The following is an 18,266-nucleotide window of genomic DNA, read 5'->3' as shown; positions in this document are numbered from 1 at the left end:
GGGCGCCCCGTCTGTTGGAACGCACGCGTGGCTTGCCCCGGCAGCTTTCGAACTAGTCGACTGCGCCGGCGGCGGCTGGCGAAAAGCGAATTTTACGGTGCGAAGGCCGGGATTGCCGGATGGCCTTCAACTGTTGCGGTGGCCTGCGCCGGCCGCGGCATCTCGCTGACCGCCGCCGCGCCCACGCCAACCGTGACCACTGCGGGCCGGCCGGCATGCATCACGCAGGCCGCGGGCAGGGTGTCAACACGGTGGTCGGACATCAACTGGTCAGGCCAGCCTGCACGCGAGACCACGTTGACCGGCGTGTCGCCTGGCCATCCGGCATCTTGCAGCCGACGGGACAGGTCGGCCAGCTGGCGGCCGGCCATGTAGAAAACTTCGGTGTCGGCGCGCTGGCTGGCGCGCAGTTCCAGCTCGGCGGTCATTGCAGTGCTCAACGCCAGACTGCGGCCCCGGCCGCGGCGGGTCAGTGGGCGTTGCGTGGCGGCGGCAGCGGCCAACGCCGCGGTCACGCCGGGGATGACTTCGCTGGCGATGCCGGCCTCGGCCAGCGCCTGCAGTTCTTCCTCCAGCCGGCCGAAGATGGACGGGTCGCCGCCCTTGAGCCGCGCAACCACCGCACCGCTGGCCGCGTGCTGCACCAGCAGCGCATTGATGCGCGCCTGGGCGGTGGCGGCGGTGAAGCCGCGCTTGCCCACGTCCAGCCACAGGGCTTGCGGCGCGAAGTCACGCAGCGCAGGGTCGGTCAGCGCGTCGAACAACACGATCTGCGCCTGGCCCAGCGCCCTGGCGCCGCGCAGCGTGATCAGGTCGGCTGAGCCGGGGCCGGCGCCGATGAAGATGACGCGGCCGGGCGTGGCGGGGTCTGCAGGCAAGGACATGCGCGGGTTCAGGCTTCGGCCGTCTCGGTTTCAGGTCGAACATGCAGGCCGCATTCCTTGGCTTTCTCGTCTTCCCACCACCAGCGGCCGGCGCGGAATTCTTCGCCCACGGCAATCGCACGGGTGCAAGGCGCGCAGCCGATGCTGGGCATGAACTGGTCGTGCAGTGCGTTGTACGGCACGTTGTTCTGCTCGATGTAGTGCCAGATGTCGGCCCAGGTCCAGTCGACCAGCGGGTTGTACTTGGTGCGGCCGTTGGCTTCGACTTCGCTGGCCGGCATCTCCCCGCGGTTTTGCGACTGCTCGCGGCGCAGGCCTGTGACCCAGGCGCTGCGGCCTTCCAGCATGCGGCCCAGCGGCTCCAGCTTGCGCACGTGGCAGCAGCCTTTGCGCAGTTCCAGGCTCTGGTACATGGCCTTTTCGCCGTTCTTGCGCACGAACTGCACCACCGCTTCGTTGCGCGGCTCGTAGAGTTCGACTGGCAGCTGGTAGCGCTTCTCGATCTGCGGGATCAGTGCCAGCGTCTCGGCATGCAGCGCGCCGGTCTGTAGCGTGCCGATGGCAATCGGCAGCTTGTGGCGGGCGATCAGGTCGGTCAGCACCATGTCTTCGGCGCCCAGGCTGTTGGCCAGCACGACGCTGCCGGGGTGCTGCTCGGCGGCTTCGCGCAGCCAGGCGACGGTGGCCGCCACGCGCGCTTCGAAGCCGGCCGTGTGCTGTGCATACAGCGCAATCGCGTTGGACGCAGCACTGGCCCACGGCAGCGCCGAGGTTTCGCTGGCGTCAGGCTCGGGCAGGACGGAGATGTTGTCGGCGCTCATGCAGCAAGCCTCGCAAACAGCGGGCGGGTCTGCGAGACATCGCCCTGGTAGTTTTCGGTGACCAGCGTCAGGGCACGGCGGGCGCTCTCTTCGCGCTGATCGGCACGCAGCTGCACGGCGTCCACACCGGTGCGTTGCAGCAGCGGCAGCATGTCGACCAGCACCTCGCCGGTGGCGCGCACTTCGCCCTGGTAGCCCAGGCGGGCGCGCAGCGTGCGGGCCTGGCTGTAGGCGCGGCCGTCGGTCCACTTGGGGAACTGCAGCGCGACCAGTGCGATGCGCGGCAGGTCGGCGGCCAGTTCTTCGACGTCGAAGGTGTTGGGCAGGGTCACGGCGACCGGCAGGTCAGCCGGCCAGTTGGCGCGCACGGCCTGCCACTGGGCCAGCGTCAGCAGGCGCCGGGGCGCGGCGGCCGGTGCGGTTTCGGCGGCGTCAACTGCCTGCCAGCCGGTGTCTTGGAGGGAAACGAACTTCATGGTGGATGTCCTGTGACCGGCTCAGGCCGCTTCGGTGGCCAGCTCTTGATCTTGCTGGGGCCGGGCGGTGGCGTGGCGCACGGCATCGGCGGCGGCGCGCAGCGGCGGCACGCCAATGCGGCGCACGGTGTCGATGAAACGTTCGCCGGCTTCGCGCTCGGCGCGGTAAGTGTCGATCAGCGCCTCAATCACGTCCGGCACTTCCTCGGCCGCGAAAGATGGGCCGATGACTTTGCCCGGCACCGAGGCGCCGCTCAGCGTCGAGCCGTCAGAGCCGCCGACCGAGATCTGGTACCACTCGTCACCGTCCTTGTCGATGCCGAGGATGCCGATGTGGCCGGTGTGGTGGTGGCCGCAGGAGTTCATGCAGCCGCTGATGTGCAGGTCGATGTCGCCCAGGTCGTAGAGCGCGTCCAGGTCGTCGAAACGCTCGGTGATGCTGGCGGCCACCGGGATGGAGCGGGCGTTGGCCAGCGCGCAGAAGTCGCCGCCGGGGCAGGCGATCATGTCGGTCAAGAGGCCGATGTTGGGCGTTGCGAAGCTGGCGTCGCGGGCGGCATGCCAGACGGCGAACAGGTCGGCTTCGCGCACCCACGGCAGCACCAGGTTCTGGTCATGGCTCACGCGCAGCTCGCTCAAGGAGTAGCGGTCGGCCATGGTGGCGGCCAGTTCCATCTGTTCGGCGGTCACGTCGCCGGGCGCCTGGCCCGGGCGCTTCAGCGACAGGGTGGCGGCGCGATAACCGGAGATGCGGTGGCCGTGCACATTGCGCTCCAGCCAGCGCAGGAAGGCGGTCGGTGCCGGGCCGGTGCGGTGCGGGTCGAAACCGCCCACGGCGGGGTGCACGCCCACCGGGTCCTGGAAGCTCGCGGCAACGCGGGCCAGTTCGGACTCGGGAATGATGTGTTCACGGCCGGCCGGGTCGCTGGTCATCAGCTTGTCGAACTCGGCGTTGACCGCGTCGAAATACTTCTGGCCTTCGGCCTTGACAAGGATCTTGATGCGGGCCTTGTAGGCGTTGTCGCGGCGGCCGAAGCGGTTGTAGATCCGCACGATGGCTTCGAGGTAGACGAGAATCTGCTGCCAGGGCAGGAATTCGCGGATCACGCTGCCGATCACCGGCGTGCGGCCCATGCCGCCACCGACCAGCACCTTGAAGCCGACTTCGCCGGCCTCGTTCTTCAGCAACTGCAGGCCCACGTCATGCCAGGCGATGGCCGCGCGGTCTTCGGTTGCGCCGGAGACGGCGATCTTGAACTTGCGCGGCAAGTGGGCGAATTCCGGATGCAGCGTGCTCCACTGGCGCAGGATTTCGCAGTACGGCCGTGGGTCGACCACTTCGTCTGGCGCGATGCCGGCGAACACGTCACTGGTGATGTTGCGGATGCAGTTGCCCGAGGTCTGGATGCCATGCATGTCGACTTCGGCCAGCTTGTCCATCACATCGGCCGCCTGGGGCAGCGGAATCCAGTTGTACTGGAGGTTCTGGCGCGTGGTGAAGTGGCCGAAGCCGCGGTCGTGCTCGCGGGCGATCACGGCCAGCTGCCTCAGCTGGCGGCTGCTCAGTTCACCATACGGCACGGCCACACGCAGCATCGGCGCATGGCGCTGCACGTACCAGCCGTTCTGCAGCCGCAGCGGCTTGAATTCCTCGCTGCCCAGCTCGCCGGCCAGGTTGCGTGTCAGCTGGTCACGGAACTGGGCCGCGCGTTGGCGGACGAACTGGCGGTCGAAGTCGGTGTAGTTGTACATGGCGATGGCTTGGGGCAGGGAACACCCGATGTCCCGCACTGTAGGAAGCGTTCTTATTCTTGAAAAGAACATAAAAGTTGATTGTTTATTTCCAATGGATATGAAGAAATCTTCCAAGCGCGTGCGCCGCCTAGAATCCGTTGCCACTGGAAGTCCCTGGAGATCTGCTCGTCCATGAATTCGCGTTGTTCCCGTCGCCGCTGCCTGGGTTGGGCTGCCGGCGGTTTGACTGGCCTGCTGGTCGGTTGCCAATCGACCCCGCCTGCGCCGCCTCCGGTGCATGTCGAGTTGCCACCGCCACCGCTGATCCCCAGCGCCGCGCCGAAGCCACCCCGCATTGGCCTGGCGCTGGGTGGCGGCGCGGCGCGTGGCTTTGCCCACATTGGCGTGATCCAGGTGCTGGAAGAGCAGGGCATCAAGCCGGACCTGATCGTCGGCACCTCGGCCGGCAGCTTGGTCGCGGCGCTTTATGCGTCCGGCAAATCAGGTACGGAACTGGCCGCGCTGGCGCAGGGCATGGACGAGTCGGCGCTGACGGACTGGGCATTCCCCGGACGCGGGCTGATTCGCGGTGACGCACTGGCGCGCTACGTGCGCACGCAAACCCGCAACCTGAACATCGAACAGATGAAGGTGCCGCTGGGCATCGTCGCCACCGACCTGGACGACGGCACGGCCGTGTTGTTCCAGCGCGGCGACACGGGTGCGGCGGTGCGCGCGTCCAGCGCGGTGCCGGCGGTGTTCCAGCCAGTCAAGATCGGCACGCGCGAATATGTGGACGGGGGCCTGGTGTCCCCGGTGCCGGTGCGCTTCGCCCGTCAGATGGGAGCCGACCTGGTCATCGCGGTCGACATTTCGTCCCCGCCTGACGGTGCCGCCACTGGCGATGCCTTCCACCTGCTGCTGCAGACCTTCGCCATCATGGGCCGCAGCATCAACCGCTTCGAGCTGAAAGACGCCGACATCGTGCTGCGCCCCGGTTTGGTTGGCGTCTCCAGCGCCGACTTTGCCTCGCGTGCCAAGGCAGTGCAGTCCGGACGGGAAGCGGCGCTCGCGCAGGTGGCGGCGCTGAAGGCCCGCATCACGGCCTTGACGCGCTGACCAGCGCCCGAGACAGCGAACCCGGTGCTGCGCCGGGTTCCGCCAAAAGAAAACCCGACCGGGTCGGCGTGACCGGGGTCGGGTTTGAAGGTGCCTAACTGGAGAAGAAGGCACCGAGGAGACAACCTTCCATGGAGCAGGCACCAGCAGGTGGCTGTCTGCGGTGCCCCGTCAGATGGAGCAACGGACGGCGGGGAAGTTCCCGGCCGTCCGCGTTACAGGGTGAATCTGCTCACCCTGTGTCTCAAAGCTCAGGCCGCAGTGGCGGCGCGGCGCGGCTTCGGGGCCGATTGGGCAGCCTTGACTGCCGTGTTGGTCATCGCCTGGAAGTTGGCTTCCGCGACATCGGCAGCCTGCTTGGCAGCCTTGTTCACGCTCTCGTAGGCGTTGTTGGCAGCGGCCATGGCCGACTTGACCAGCGCCACGGCGTTTTCCGAACCTGCGGGGGCGCTCTTGACTGCGGTGTCCACCGTGGCCATGAACTTGCCTTGCGCGTCGGCGATCTGGGCTTCGGCAGCGCGGGTCAACTCGGCATTGGTCGCGGCGGCGATGTCATACAGGTGGCGGCCGTAAGCGGCCGCCTTTTCAGCGGCCGGCTGCAGCAGGCTGGCTTGCAGCGACAGCAGTTCCTGCGCATCCTTGACGGACATGGCAGCCTTGGCGGTTTCGGCGACTTCGCTCATCGAAGCCTTGGCCACTTGCAGGTTCAGTTCAACCAGCTTTTCAACGCCAGCAAAGGCCTTGTTGGTCAGTTCAAACAGGGTTTCCACAGTGGCCTTTTGGTTCGCAACCAGTTGTTCAGCAGTCAGCATCAGAGTCTCCATTCGGTGAAGAAAAACAGCGGCGGGTGAATCTTTCGATCCTTCAGGACAGCGCGGACTGTTTTGTGCGCTGCAACATGACTTCAAGTATAGAGGTCTGCCAACGGATTGCAAGCATTTTTGTTGCGCTGCAGCAATTTGGCTGGCGGCAGTGATTCCGCATGCGGAAGGGTGATTCCGCGGGTTGGTCAGCCGGCTTTGCACGCCTGTCGCGCCGGGGCCGCACAATGCGGCTCGATGCAGGCCTTCACGTCCGACCATTTCGTGCTGCCACTGCCGCCGGGGCACCGTTTCCCGATGGGCAAATATGCGTTGCTGCGCGACGCGGTGGCCCAGTTGCTGCCGCAGATCCGCCTGTGCGAGGCGCCGCCAGCCACCGAGGGCGAACTCGCGCTGGCGCACGAACCTGGCTACATCGATGCCGTGCTGCAAGGCTGGCTCAGCCCGGCGCAGCAGCGCGAGATCGGCTTTCCGTGGTCACCTCGCATGGCCGAGCGGGCCTGCCGTTCGGTCGGTGCCAGCATTGCCGCAGCGCGGGTGGCCTTGAGCGAGGGCGTGGCGGCCAACTTGGCCGGCGGCACGCACCACGCCAGCGCTGCCAAGGGCACGGGCTATTGCGTGTTCAATGACGTGGCTGTGGCTGCGCGCTTGATGCAAGCCGAATGGCATCGCCACCATCGCAGCCTGCTGCGCGTGCTGGTGATCGACCTGGACGTGCACCAGGGCAACGGCACCGCCGAGATCTTTGCCGACGACCCGACCGTCTTCACCTTCTCGATGCACGGCGCGCGCAACTTCCCGTTCCGCAAGGTGCCCAGCGACCTGGACGTGGACCTGCCGGACGGCTGCGACGACACGGCTTACCTGGCCGCGCTGGCGCAAGGCCTCGACACCGTGTGGCAGCGGTTGCAGCGCACGCCGCCCGGCCTGGTTTTCTACCTGGCTGGCGCCGACCCGCACGAGGGCGACCGGCTGGGCCGGCTCAAGGTGACGGCCGGAGGCTTGGCACAGCGCGACCGCTTCGTGCTGGATGCGCTGCGAGAGCGCGGGCTGCCGGTGGCCTTGTCGATGGCTGGCGGGTATGGCCACGACATTGCCGTGACCGTGGCGCTGCAACGGCACACGCTGGCGCTGGCCAGCGAAAGTTGGGTGGCATGGCAACAGCGGCGCGCTGCGTCCGCCACGCGACAGCCAATCGCCGGTGCCGATGGAACAATCGCCGCATGAGCGCAGACACCTCCGCAGCCACCGAAGCCGCCGCGCGGCCCGCCGCGTTGCCACGCAGCGCCTACCGGTTGTTCCGCAGCATCGGCACCCGCTGGATGGACAACGACGTCTATGGCCACGTCAACAACGTCGTCTACTACAGCTTCTTCGACACTGCCGTGAACGGCTACCTGATCGAAGCCGGTGCGCTGGACATCCACGCCGGCGAGACCATCGGCCTGGTCATCGAGACCCGTTGCAACTACTTCGCTCCATTGGCATTTCCGCAAGCCGTCGAAGCCGGCCTGCGTGTCGCGCATGTCGGCCGTTCCAGCGTGCGCTACGAAGTCGGCCTGTTTGGCGCGGGCGACGAGATGAGCGCCGCGGCTGGCCATTTCATCCACGTCTATGTCGACCGCGCGACGCGCCGGCCGGTGCCGCTGCCGGCGGCATTGGTGCGGGCGCTGCAGCCATTGCTCGTCAACTGAAGCACACCATGTCCACCAGTCCCAGCCGTCCTCGCGTGCTCGTCGCGCGGCCGATCTTCCCTGAAGTGATTGACCGGTTGCGTGAGCACCTGGACGTCATCACGCACGACAGCGAGCAGGCCTTGGCGCCGGCCGAACTGCACGCCAGGCTGCAAGGTTGTGACGGCGTGTTCGTCGCGGCCAGCGAGCCGATCAATGCCGAGCTGCTGGCGGCCTGCCCTCAGCTGAAGGCGGTCTGCAGCATGGCGGTCGGTTACAACAACATCGACCTGCCGGCCTGCACCGCGCGCGGTGTGCTGGTCAGCAACGCGCCCGACGTGCTGACCGAGACCACGGCCGACTTCGGCTTTGCGCTGATGATGGCCACCGCGCGGCGCATTGCCGAGTCGGAGCGCTTCCTGCGCCGTGGCGAGTGGACGCACTGGAGCTTCGACCTGATGGCCGGCGCCGATGTGCATGGCGCCACGCTGGGCGTGCTGGGCATGGGCCGCATCGGCCAGGCCATCGCCAGGCGCGGCGCGCTGGGCTTTGGCATGCCGGTGATCTATCACAACCGCAGCCGGCTGCCGGAGGCTGAAGAGCAGGCCGTCAACGCCCGCTGGGTCGACAAGGCCACGCTGTTGCGCGAGGCGGACCACCTGGTCATCGTCGTGCCCTACAGCCCGGCCTCGCACCACCTGATCGGCGAAGCCGAGCTGGCGCAGATGAAGCCGACCGCAACGCTGACCAACATCGCCCGCGGCGGCGTGGTGGACGACGCGGCACTGGCCCGCGCGCTGGCCGAGCGGCGCATTGCCGCGGCCGGGCTGGACGTGTTCGAGGGCGAACCCAAGGTGCTGCCCGCGCTGTTGGACTTGCCCAACGTGGTGCTGACGCCGCACATCGCCAGCGCCAGCATTCCCACCCGCATGGCCATGTGCAACCTGGCGGCTGACAACCTGATCGCGTCGCTGACCGGCGGCACGCCGCCGACGGCGCTGAACCCCGAGGTGCTGGCCCGGGCTTGAGTGCGGGGCCGGGCTCGCAGGCCCGGCGGGCGCGACAATGGCGGCGATGACCGTGTTGCCTGCTGCTGCTTCAAGCGTTTCCGTTTCCAGTTTCTCCGTCAACAGCGTCGAAGCGGCCTTGCTGGCCCTTCTGGCGCTGAACCTGATCGCGGTGCTGGCGCTCTGGCTGCGGCGCGGTGATGGCAGCGCCGCCGCGGTCGAGCGGCTGGAGCGCGAGCTGCGCGGCGAGGTGCAGGGCAGCGCCCGCGCCACCCGCACCGAGCTGGCTCAAGGGCTGGCGCACTTGCAGCAAGGCCTGTTGACCCAGGCCGGCGACGCGGCCCGCACGCTGGCCCAGGCCCGCGAAGCGCAGGAACTCGCGCTGCGCAGGCTCGCCGAGGCGCTGACGCGGCAGCTGCAAAGCCTCTCCGAAGCCAACGAACGCAAGCAGGCCGAGCTGCGCGTGGCGGTGGAGCAGCGGCTGGCCCAGCTGCAGCAGGGCAACGAGCAGAAGCTCGAGCAGATGCGCGCCACCGTCGACGAGAAGCTGCATGCCACGCTGGAACAACGCCTGGGGGAAAGCTTCCGCCAGGTGGCCGAGCGGCTGGAGCAGGTGCACAAGGGCCTGGGCGAGATGCAGGGGCTGGCGCGCGACGTGGGCTCGCTGCAGCGGGTGCTGAACAATGTGAAGACGCGCGGTGTGTTCGGCGAGCTGCAGTTGGCGGCGCTGCTGGAACAGGTGCTCGCGCCGGACCAGTACGCTGCCAACGTCGAGACCGTGCCCGGCAGCGGCGCACGGGTCGAGTTCGCGATCCGGCTGCCTGGCCGGCGCGACGACGGCCAGGCGCTTTGGTTGCCGATCGATGCGAAATTCCCGCGCGAAGACTACGAGCGCCTGCTGCTGGCCCAGGAGCAGGCCGACCCGGTGGCCGCCGAAGCAGCAGCGCGCGCGCTGGAGGCCAGGCTGCGGCAGGAGGCGCGCAGCATCCGCGAGAAATACGTGGCCGCGCCGCACACGACAGACTTCGCGTTGCTGTTCCTGCCGACCGAAGGGCTGTACGCCGAAGCGCTGCGCCGGCCAGGGCTGGTGGAAGGTTTGCAGCGGGACCACCGCATCACGCTGGTCGGCCCGACCACGCTCTTGGCCACGCTGAGCAGCCTGCAGATGGGTTTCCGCACGCTGGCGCTGGAAAAGCGCAGCGCCGAGGTCTGGGAGGTGCTGGGCGCGGTGAAGACCGAGTTCGGCAAGTTTGGCGAGGTGCTGGCCAAGACCAAGAAGAAGCTCGAAGAGGCCAGCTCCAGCATTGACGCAGCCGAGGTGCGCACCCGCGTGATGGCGCGCAAGCTCAAGGGCGTGGAGCAGATGAGCGAGCCTCAGGCGGCGCAGCTGCTGGGTGCCGCCGCCGCACCGCTGGATGAACTGCGGGAGATTGGCGAATGACGGCCGCGGCTTCTGCCCAGGACGCGCAGCACGACAAGCTGGCGATGCGCCGGGCGCTGCCCGCGGTGATCGGCGCGCTGGTTGGCGTGCATGCGTCGATGGCGGCCACCCGCGTGACCGCCAGCCTGTTGCTGCTCCACCTGGGCTACCCCGAATGGATGGTGGGCACGCTGCTGTCGCTGTTCGCGCTGGCCCCGCTGCCCTTGTCGCTGTGGGCCGGACGGCAGGCGGACCGCCACGGCATGCACCGCACGTTGGGCATTGGCGTGGTGATGGGTGCGGGCGGGGCCTTGTTGGCCGCCATCTCGCAGCATCCCGTGGCGCTCGCGATGGCGGCCTTGACAACGGGGGGCGCGGTCGCGGTTGCGGCCGTCGGCATCCAGCGCGAGGCCGGCCGCCTGGCGCACAACGCGCTGGACCTGAAGCGCGTGTTCAGCTGGGTGTCGCTGGGGCCGGCGCTGTCGAATGCGCTGGCGCCGGTGGTCGTCGGCCTGCTGATCGACCATGTGGGCTACCGCAGCGGCTTTGTGTTCGCCGCCTTGCTGCCGCTCGCATCCTGGGCCTTTGCCGGCTGGGTGCCGCGCCAGCCTGCGCCGCCGGCAGGGGCCGGTGCCGAGCAGGCGCCTGCATGGCATCTGCTGAAAAGCCCGCAGCTGCGCGCCTTGCTGCTGGTCAACCTGGCGCTGTCCTCCTGCTGGGACGCACACAGCTTCGCCATTCCTGTGCTGGGCCATGTGCGGGCGATGAGCGCTTCCAGCATCGGTTTGGTGCTGGGCGCTTTTGCCGCTGCGGCCACGGTGGTGCGCTTCCTGATCTCCCGCTGGGCCGACAAGCTGGACGAACGGCTGGCGCTGCGCTCGGCGATGGGCCTGGCCACGGCGGTGTGCGCCGTCTACGTCTGGCTGCCCGGCACGCCGGGCATGCTGGTGGGTTCGGCGCTGCTGGGTCTGGCGCTGGGGTCGGTACAGCCGATGGTGCTGGCGATGCTGCACCAGGTCACGCCGTCCGATCGCCACGGCCAGGCGCTGGGCTTGCGCATGCTGGTGACCAATGGCGCGACGGTTTTCATGCCCACGCTGTTCGGCCTGCTGGCCGCCGCCACGCTGCCGGCCGCGCCGATGTGGTTGATGGGCAGCATCGTGCTGCTGGCGCAGTGGCCGGCCCGGCGCGTGGTGCCGGGCGCGGGGCACTGATCAGGCGCGGATCAGAAGCGGATGTTCGGCCCGTTGGTGGGCGCGGGGGCCGGTGGCGGCGCGGCGGTGTCGGGCGTGCTGGCCGGTGCAGGTGCGGCAGCGGCCTGCGGCATGGTCAGCGGCGTGGACGGCGGGCGCTGGTAGTTCGCTGGCAGCTGCGACTCGTGCGGATAGCCTGCGGCGTCCAGGTAGCCATTCCATTCGGCGGTGGACAGGCTGCGCACCTGCTGCGTGCCGATGGTCAGCAAGGGCAGCGCCCGGCTGCCGCTCATGCGCTGCAGGGCTTCGATGTCGGCCGGGGTTTCAACCCGCTTCTCGCTGAACGGAATGCCACGCTGGACCAGCAGGCCGCGGCCGGCGTCGCAGGGCTGGCAGCCGCGCGCGGCATACAGCACCACCGGGTAACGCGAGGCCGGGCCGCGCAGGGCCACGGGCAGGCTGGCAGTGGGCACTGCGCCACCCCCAGGCGTGGCGACGGCCTGTACCTTGGCCTTGGGATCGGCCGGCGGCTGGTCGGTGTAGGTCACCTTGCCGTCCGGACCGACGACCTTGTACTGCGCCTGGGCCAGCGGCGCCAGGCAGAGCAGGATGGCCAGCGGCAACAGATGGCGAAGCGAAACCTTGATCATCATGACTGCGGATTCCAAATCTAATGACGGCACAACCCTGCGCGGCTGCGCCCAACGACGGAGTTCGAGGGTAGCAAAAACGCCAGGCGGGCGTGCCGCGTGGAACCAACACTGGCCGTGACGCCAGCCGCACAAGCACGCAACCGTCACTCCGCACGACCCCGGTTGGGCGGGGTCTGCGGACATGCAAGGCCCCAGGGCGTCAGTTCGCCATGCCCTGGTGGCGCAGCAGTGCGTCGATCGACGGCTCGCGGCCGCGGAAGGCCTTGAAGCTGTCGAGTGCCGGGCGGCTGCCGCCCATTTCCAGGATCTCGCGGCGGTAGCGGCGGCCGGTGTCGGCGTTCAACACGCCTTGCTCCTCGAAGGCGCTCCAGGCGTCGGCCGACAGCACTTCGGCCCATTTGTAGCTGTAGTAGCCGGCAGAGTAACCACCTGCAAAGATGTGCGAGAAAGTGTTCGGTGTGCGGCTGAACTCGGGCGCTTGCATGACCGCGACCTCGGCGCGCACTTCCTGCACGATGGGCAGCACCCGCCGGGCCGCGTCGGCCTCGGTGTGCAGCCGCATGTCGTACAGGCCGAATTCGACCTGGCGCAGCGTCTGCAGGCCGCTCTGGAAGTTCTTCGCGGCCAGCATCTTGTCGTAGAGCGCACGCGGCAGTGGTTCGCCGGTGTCCACATGGGCGCTGAGGTGCTTGATGACTTCCCATTCCCAGCAGAAGTTTTCCATGAACTGGCTGGGCAACTCGACCGCGTCCCATTCGACGCCGCCAATGCCGGACACGCCCAGGTCCTCGACCCGGGTCAGCAGGTGGTGCAGGCCGTGGCCGAACTCGTGGAACAGCGTGATGACGTCGTCATGGTTCAGCAACGCCGGCTTGTCGCCCACCGGGGCGGCGAAGTTGCAGACCAGGAAGGCCACCGGTGTCTGCAGGCTGCCGGTGTCGGCACGCTTCCAGCGGTCACGCGCGTTGTCCATCCAGGCGCCGGGGCGCTTGCCTGGGCGGGCATGCGGATCCAGGTAGAACTCGCCGACCAGTTCCGTGCCTCTTTCGATGCGGTAGAACTTGACGCTCTCGTGCCACACCGGTGCGTCCGCCGGGCGGATGGCCACCTCAAACAGCGTCTCGATGATGCCGAACAGGCCTTGCAGCACCTTGGGCAGCGGCAGGTAGGCCTTCACCTCCTGGTCGCTGAAGGCGTAGCGGGCTTCCTTCAGCTTCTCGCTGGCGTAGGCCACGTCCCAGGCCTGCAGGTCGGCCAGGCCCAGTTCGGCCTTGGCGAACGCGCGCAGGTCGCTCAGGTCCTGATCGGCGCTGGGCCGGGCGCGCTGCGCCAGGTCGCGCAGGAAGCTCATCACCTCGGCCGGGCTGCGGGCCATCTTGCTGGCAAGAGACACCTCGGCGTAGTTGGCGTAGCCCAGCAGCGCGGCCTCTTCGGCGCGCAGCGTCAGCAGCTCGCTCATCACCGCGCTGTTGTCGCGCTCGGCCGGGCCGAACTCGCTGGCGCGGGTCGCATAAGCGCGGTAGATCGTCTCGCGCAGCGCGCGGTTGCTGCCGTATTGCATCACCGGGAAATAGCTCGGGAAGTGCAGCGTGATCTTGTGGCCGTCCTTGCCTTCGGCTTCGGCGGCGCTGCGTGCAGCCGCCACCGTGTCTTCCGGCACGCCAGCCAGCTCTTCGGCGCTGGCGTAGTAGGCGAAGGCATCGGTCGCGTCGAGCACGTGGTTGGAGAAAGCCTGCGACAGCTCGGCCATGCGGTCCTGGATCGCGGCGTAGCGCAGCTTGGCGTCGCCTTGCAGGTCGGCGCCGCCGAGCTTGAAGTCGCGCAGCCAGTGGCTCAGCGCCTGGCGGCGAGCCGGGTTCAGCTGTGCCGCGGCCGGGCTGGCAGCGACGGCCTTGTACTTGGCGTAGAGCCGCTCGTCGCTGCCCTGGCGGGTGAAGAACTCGGTGACCTTGGGCAGGTTTTCGGCATGCGCGGCGCGCAGTTCGGGCGAGTCTGCCACCTGGTTCAGGTGGCCCACGGCGCCCCAGGCCCGGCCCAGGCGTTCGGTGGCCACACCCAGCGTGGCGGACAGCGCGTCGTAGTCGGCGGGCACATCGGCGCTGACGGCGTGTTCCAGCGCGGTGCTGGCTTCGGCCAGCAGCTGGTCCATCGCCGGTGTCACGTGCTCGGGCCGGATGGCCTGGAAGTCGGTCAGCGTGTCGAACTGCAGCAGCGGGTTGGTCATCTTGTCGTTCCCTGAAATGAGGAGGCCATGCGAACGGGGGAGGGCATCAGGCGCCGGCTTGTGCAGCCGTTCGCTCGGCGGCTTCCACGGTGTTGACCAGCAGCATCGTGATGGTCATCGGCCCGACGCCACCGGGCACCGGTGTCAGGTGCGAGGCTACCTCGCTGACCGAGGCGAAGTCCACGTCGCCGCACAACTTGCCCTCATCATTGCGGTTGATGCCGACGTCGATGACGATGGCGCCCGGCTTGACCATGTCGCCGGTCAGGGTGTTGCGCCTGCCGACCGCGGCCACCACCACGTCGGCCTGGCGCGTGTGATAAGCCAGGTCCGGCGTGCCGCTGTGGCAGACGGTGACGGTCGCATTGGCTTGCAGCAGCAGCAGCGCCATCGGCTTGCCGACAGTGTTGCTGCGGCCGATCACCACCGCGTGCTTGCCCTTCAGCGAAACGCCGGTGGATTCGATCAGCTTCATGCAGCCATAGGGCGTGCAGGGCCGGAAACCCGGCAGTCCGGCCATCAGCTCGCCGGCTGACAGCACCGAATAGCCGTCCACGTCCTTGTGGGTGGCAATTGCCTCGATGACCTTGCCCGAATCGATGTGCTTGGGCAGCGGCATCTGCACCAGGATGCCGTGGATCGCCGGGTCGGCATTCAGCGCAGCAATGCGGGCCAGCAGGTCGGCCTCGCTGAGCGTGGCTTCGTACTTATCGAAGACGGACAGCAGCCCGCTGTCCTCGCAGGCCTTGACCTTGTTGCGCACGTAGACGGCCGAGGCCGGGTCTTCGCCGACCAGGATCACTGCCAGGCCGGGCTGATGGCCGCGGGCGGTGAGAGCGGCGGCGCGGGTGGTGACTTCGGCGCGGAGTTGCTTGGACAGGGCGTTGCCGTCGATCACTTTGGCGGTCATGCGGGCTGCTTTCGAGGAGAGGAGGCGGAAAGGGTTGGGGGAAGCGATGCGCTTCAGAAGGCACAACGGGGCCCGAAGGCCCCGTTATCTGCAGGCGCCAGGCGCCAAACTCAAGTTCACCCCTTGTGGGAGGCACCGAGGGCGATCTTCAGCAGATCGGCCACGGTGTTGGCGTTGAGCTTTTCCATGATGTTGGCGCGGTGCGCCTCCACCGTCTTGATGCTGATGCCCAGGTCATCGGCGATCTGCTTGTTCAGGCGGCCGGCGACGATGCGCTCCAGCACCTGGGCTTCGCGGGTGGTCAGGCGCGACAGCAAGGCATCACGGCTGGCCTGTTCCTGGTGTTGCGAGAAGGCTGAGCGGGCCTGGTCGAGCATGCGCTCGACCAGCGAGACCAGCTCTTCTTCCTTGAACGGCTTCTCGATGAAATCCATCGCGCCCTTTTTCATCGTGGTCACCGCCATCGGCACGTCGCCGTGGCCGGTGATGAAGACGACGGGCAACGGGCTCTTGCGCTCCAGCAGGCGGTCCTGCAGTTCCAGGCCGCTCATGCCGTCCATGCGGATGTCTGCGATCAGGCAGGCTACTTCGCGGGGGTCGAAGCGGGACAGGAAGGATTCTGCGGAGTCGAAGCACTTGACCCGATAGTCCTTGCCTTCCAGAAGCCACTGCAGCGAGTCGCGCACAGCCTCATCGTCGTCGACCACGTAGACGGTACCTTTTTTGGGGATCAGGCTCATGAAGCTGTGGCGTTCGGGTTGGCCGCGGCTGCCACATCAGGTACCTCTGGCACCGGCTGGGCGTCCACGCGCTGGGTCAGATCAACAGGCAGGGTGAAAGCGAAGCGACACCCTGTCACGGCTGTGCCATTGTAGAGGTTCTGCGCGCGCATCCGGCCGCGGTGCGACTCGATGATGGACCGACACAGGGATAGCCCTATGCCCAGGCCTTCGGCCTTGGTCGAGAAGAAGGCTTCGTAGAGGCGCGACAGCACCTCTTCCTTCATGCCCGGCCCCATGTCGCTGACGCTGAACTCGATCACGCCACCTTCCTCGGCGGTGTGCCGCGGCACGACGCGCAGTTCGATGTTGCGGCGCGCGCTCGGCAGCCCGGCGCTGTCGATCGCCTCGGCAGCGTTTTTCAGCAGGTTCATCAGCACCTGCTCGATCAGGATCGGGTCGCACATCAGCGTGGGCAGGCGCTGCGCGACATAGGTATGGATGGCCACCTTGCGCCGGCGCAGCTCGATGCCGGCCAGCTCGACCGCGTCGTCGACGATCTCGCTGGCCTGCGAAGGTTGGCGCTGAGGCTCGCTCTTCTTCACGAAGGCGCGGATGCGGTGGATGATCTGCCCGGCGCGCTCGGCCTGGCGGCCCGTCTTCTGCAGTGCGGCGATCAGGTCTTCGGTGTTGATCGACTCGTTGCGCACCCGGCTGACCATGCCGTTGCAGTAGTTGTTGATCGCCGTCAGCGGCTGGTTCAGCTCATGCGCGACCGACGAGGCCATCTCGCCCATCGTGATCAGCCGGCTCGTGACCTGGGCCTTTTCGGCCTGCTGCTGGGCCTGTTCCTCGACCCGGCGGCGGCTGGTGATGTCGGTGGCGATCAGCATCTGCGCCAGCCGGCCGTCGGTCCATTGCAGGTAGCGCGTGCGCACGTCGAACCACATCGCCAGCGGCTCGACGTAGATCTCGTGCGGGTGCGCGCCCGCATCGGTCAGTTCCTGCGTCGGCAGGCCGGACAGGCCGTCGACCTCTTCGTCCAGCTCGGCCTGGTAGCTCTGCGCTGGCGTGCTGTGGGCGAGTTGCCCATGGCCACGGGCCTCCACGCCGAACCACAGCCGGTACGAGCGGTTGGCAAACAACAGCTCGCCTTGCTGGACCGACAGCACCGACACCGCGGCGTCCAGCCCTTCCAGCACCGTGGTGAAGCGCTCGTGCGAGGCCGACAGCTGGTCGCGGATGCGCTTGGCCTCGGTGATGTTCGTCATCGAGGTCATCCAGCCGGTCTGCAGGCCGCGCGGGTCGATCAGCGGCGACACGTACATGCGGGCGTCGAATATCGAGCCGTCCTTGCGCATGACCTTGACCTCGATGCCGCCGGCCGGGCTGCGGCCTTGCAGCTCCTGCTGCAGCAGGCGCGAGTTTTCCTCGACGCGGTCGGGAGGCCAATACGGGAACGGCGGCTTGCCGTCCAGCAGGTCGGCCTCGGCATAGCCGGTCATTGCACAGAAGGCTGGGTTCACGTAGGTCACGCGGCCTTCCATGTCCATGGCCCGCATGCCGGTCAGCATGGAATTTTCCATCGCCCGGCGGAAGTTGGTTTCCTGCGCCAGCGCGTTCTGGATCTGCGCCCTTCGCCGCATGTGCTTCCAGGTGCCCAGCAGCATCCATACCGTCAGCACCGACAAGGCCACCACCATCCAGAACAGCGTGTTGCCGATCAGCCCGATGGAGGTGCGGTAGCCCTGCCCGCGCAGCATCAAGCCGTTGGCCATCGGCGCCAGCGGGACTTCGTGCTGCAGCGAAGGGGGCACGACGGGCTGGCCCGGCATCACGGTCACGGTGCTGGCCAGCGGCTGAAGCTCCGGTCCGACGACGCTGATGATGTGCCGGCGCGACACCTCGCTGGGCACGTAGTAGCGCACCAGCGACTCGATCGAGTATTCGACGATCAGCGTGCCGGCGAAGTTGCCTCGGTCGATCAGCGGCACCTGGACCTGGAACACCGCCATGCCGTCGGCATCGGTGAACGGACGGGAGTAGACCGGCTGGCGGGTGTCGCGCGCCGCGACGAACGCGGCTTCCGACGCCAGCGTCAGGCCTTCACCCGGAAACGAGGGGTTGTGGCGCGACGGGCGCTCCGGCGTCAGCGGCTCATAGGACAGTACCGCCTGTGAAGCGCGGACCTGGCGCTGCGCGGTGACCCAGGTCAGGTGGCGCACCTCGGGCCGCTCGCGCTGGAAGGCAGCGGCATGCGGCAGGAATTCGTCGGGCGCGATGTCCCGCGTCACCAGCTCGCGGGCCATGCGCACCAGCTGCTCCTGGTTCTCGATCAGGTGCAGCCGGATCTGCTGCTGGGAGATTTCGGTGTCGCGCCGCAGCGCCTCACTGGTGCGTTCGATTTCCTCGTTGCGCAGGTACCAGAAGGTCGTGGTGATGGTTGCAAGAAACATCAGCACCGAAATCAGCGGTGCGATGGTCGCAAAGCGGTCCTGGCGCGAGGGGGATTGCTGCCGCCACCAACGCCGGAACAGGCGATGCAGCAGGCTGTTGGAATGACTGGCGGAAGGGATGTCTCGGGCAACGGGCATGGCCGGCCGATTATCGAT

Annotated in this window: 16 protein-coding genes; 6 read left to right on the top strand and 10 right to left on the bottom strand. The window is 67.8% G+C overall.

Annotated elements, in window-relative coordinates:
* Positions 1–92: 92 nt before the first annotated feature.
* From cobA to ACAH41_RS28030, 4 genes are read right to left on the bottom strand one after another with little or no spacing between them, the layout of a single operon-like run.
* Positions 93–884, bottom strand: a complete 792-nt coding sequence (cobA, locus tag ACAH41_RS28045; RefSeq protein WP_325654736.1) for a uroporphyrinogen-III C-methyltransferase — start codon at positions 882–884, stop codon at positions 93–95.
* Between the two features lie 8 nt (positions 885–892).
* The gene (locus tag ACAH41_RS28040) at positions 893–1,705 is read right to left on the bottom strand and encodes a phosphoadenylyl-sulfate reductase (protein ID WP_325654737.1); all 813 of its coding nucleotides are present in this window, start codon (positions 1,703–1,705) and stop codon (positions 893–895) included.
* The gene (locus ACAH41_RS28035; RefSeq protein WP_325654739.1) at positions 1,702–2,181 is read right to left on the bottom strand and encodes a DUF934 domain-containing protein; all 480 of its coding nucleotides are present in this window, start codon (positions 2,179–2,181) and stop codon (positions 1,702–1,704) included. Before ACAH41_RS28035 ends, ACAH41_RS28040 begins: the two co-directional genes overlap by 4 nt.
* Positions 2,182–2,202: 21 nt before the next feature.
* Entirely contained in the window at positions 2,203–3,933 is a 1,731-nt protein-coding gene (locus ACAH41_RS28030) for a nitrite/sulfite reductase (protein WP_325654740.1), read from the bottom strand.
* A gap of 174 nt (positions 3,934–4,107) precedes the next feature.
* On the opposite strand from ACAH41_RS28030, the gene ACAH41_RS28025 reads away from it, so the two are divergent.
* On the top strand, positions 4,108–5,034 hold the full coding sequence (locus ACAH41_RS28025; RefSeq protein ID WP_325654741.1) for a patatin-like phospholipase family protein: 927 nt from the start codon (positions 4,108–4,110) through the stop codon (positions 5,032–5,034).
* Positions 5,035–5,285: 251 nt separating this feature from the next.
* On the opposite strand, the gene ACAH41_RS28020 is transcribed toward ACAH41_RS28025, so the two are convergent.
* The gene (locus ACAH41_RS28020; protein ID WP_325654769.1) at positions 5,286–5,849 is read right to left on the bottom strand and encodes a phasin family protein; all 564 of its coding nucleotides are present in this window, start codon (positions 5,847–5,849) and stop codon (positions 5,286–5,288) included.
* 243 nt (positions 5,850–6,092) lie between these two features.
* Here ACAH41_RS28020 and ACAH41_RS28015 point away from each other — a divergent pair, with 243 nt between their 5' ends.
* From ACAH41_RS28015 to ACAH41_RS27995, 5 genes are read left to right on the top strand one after another with little or no spacing between them, the layout of a single operon-like run.
* Positions 6,093–7,082 carry a histone deacetylase gene (locus ACAH41_RS28015; protein ID WP_325654742.1) on the top strand — a complete coding sequence of 330 codons (990 nt, stop codon included), beginning with the start codon at positions 6,093–6,095 and terminating at the stop codon, positions 7,080–7,082.
* The gene (locus ACAH41_RS28010; RefSeq protein WP_325654743.1) at positions 7,079–7,549 is read left to right on the top strand and encodes a thioesterase family protein; all 471 of its coding nucleotides are present in this window, start codon (positions 7,079–7,081) and stop codon (positions 7,547–7,549) included. The genes ACAH41_RS28015 and ACAH41_RS28010 overlap by 4 nt, the downstream gene beginning before the upstream one ends.
* Before the next feature lie 8 nt (positions 7,550–7,557).
* Complete coding sequence (locus tag ACAH41_RS28005) at positions 7,558–8,556, top strand: D-glycerate dehydrogenase (protein ID WP_325654745.1); 999 nt, start codon at positions 7,558–7,560, stop codon at positions 8,554–8,556.
* Between the two features lie 46 nt (positions 8,557–8,602).
* A complete protein-coding gene (gene rmuC / locus ACAH41_RS28000) occupies positions 8,603–9,976 on the top strand; it encodes a DNA recombination protein RmuC (protein WP_325654747.1) in 1,374 nt (457 codons plus the stop codon).
* Positions 9,973–11,169 (top strand): MFS transporter, encoded by a 1,197-nt coding sequence (locus tag ACAH41_RS27995; RefSeq protein ID WP_325654749.1) that lies wholly within the window; start codon positions 9,973–9,975, stop codon positions 11,167–11,169. The genes rmuC and ACAH41_RS27995 overlap by 4 nt, the downstream gene beginning before the upstream one ends.
* A gap of 11 nt (positions 11,170–11,180) precedes the next feature.
* Here ACAH41_RS27995 and ACAH41_RS27990 read toward each other — a convergent pair whose 3' ends face one another.
* The 5 genes from ACAH41_RS27990 to ACAH41_RS27970 form a co-directional block, all read right to left on the bottom strand.
* Positions 11,181–11,801, bottom strand: a complete 621-nt coding sequence (locus ACAH41_RS27990) for a glutaredoxin family protein (protein ID WP_325654751.1) — start codon at positions 11,799–11,801, stop codon at positions 11,181–11,183.
* Between the two features lie 199 nt (positions 11,802–12,000).
* Complete coding sequence (locus tag ACAH41_RS27985) at positions 12,001–14,025, bottom strand: M3 family metallopeptidase (RefSeq protein ID WP_325654753.1); 2,025 nt, start codon at positions 14,023–14,025, stop codon at positions 12,001–12,003.
* A gap of 46 nt (positions 14,026–14,071) precedes the next feature.
* Positions 14,072–14,935 (bottom strand): bifunctional methylenetetrahydrofolate dehydrogenase/methenyltetrahydrofolate cyclohydrolase FolD, encoded by an 864-nt coding sequence (folD, locus tag ACAH41_RS27980; RefSeq protein WP_325654755.1) that lies wholly within the window; start codon positions 14,933–14,935, stop codon positions 14,072–14,074.
* Between the two features lie 116 nt (positions 14,936–15,051).
* A complete protein-coding gene (locus ACAH41_RS27975) occupies positions 15,052–15,675 on the bottom strand; it encodes a response regulator transcription factor (protein WP_141287582.1) in 624 nt (207 codons plus the stop codon).
* Complete coding sequence (locus ACAH41_RS27970) at positions 15,672–18,248, bottom strand: PAS domain S-box protein (RefSeq protein WP_325654758.1); 2,577 nt, start codon at positions 18,246–18,248, stop codon at positions 15,672–15,674. The genes ACAH41_RS27975 and ACAH41_RS27970 overlap by 4 nt, the downstream gene beginning before the upstream one ends.
* Positions 18,249–18,266: the final 18 nt, after the last annotated feature.

The sequence above is a fragment of the Ideonella sp. genome, assembly GCF_041287625.1.
Classification (GTDB): domain Bacteria; phylum Pseudomonadota; class Gammaproteobacteria; order Burkholderiales; family Burkholderiaceae_C; genus Ideonella.
This window is presented reverse-complemented; position numbering and strand designations above follow the sequence as displayed.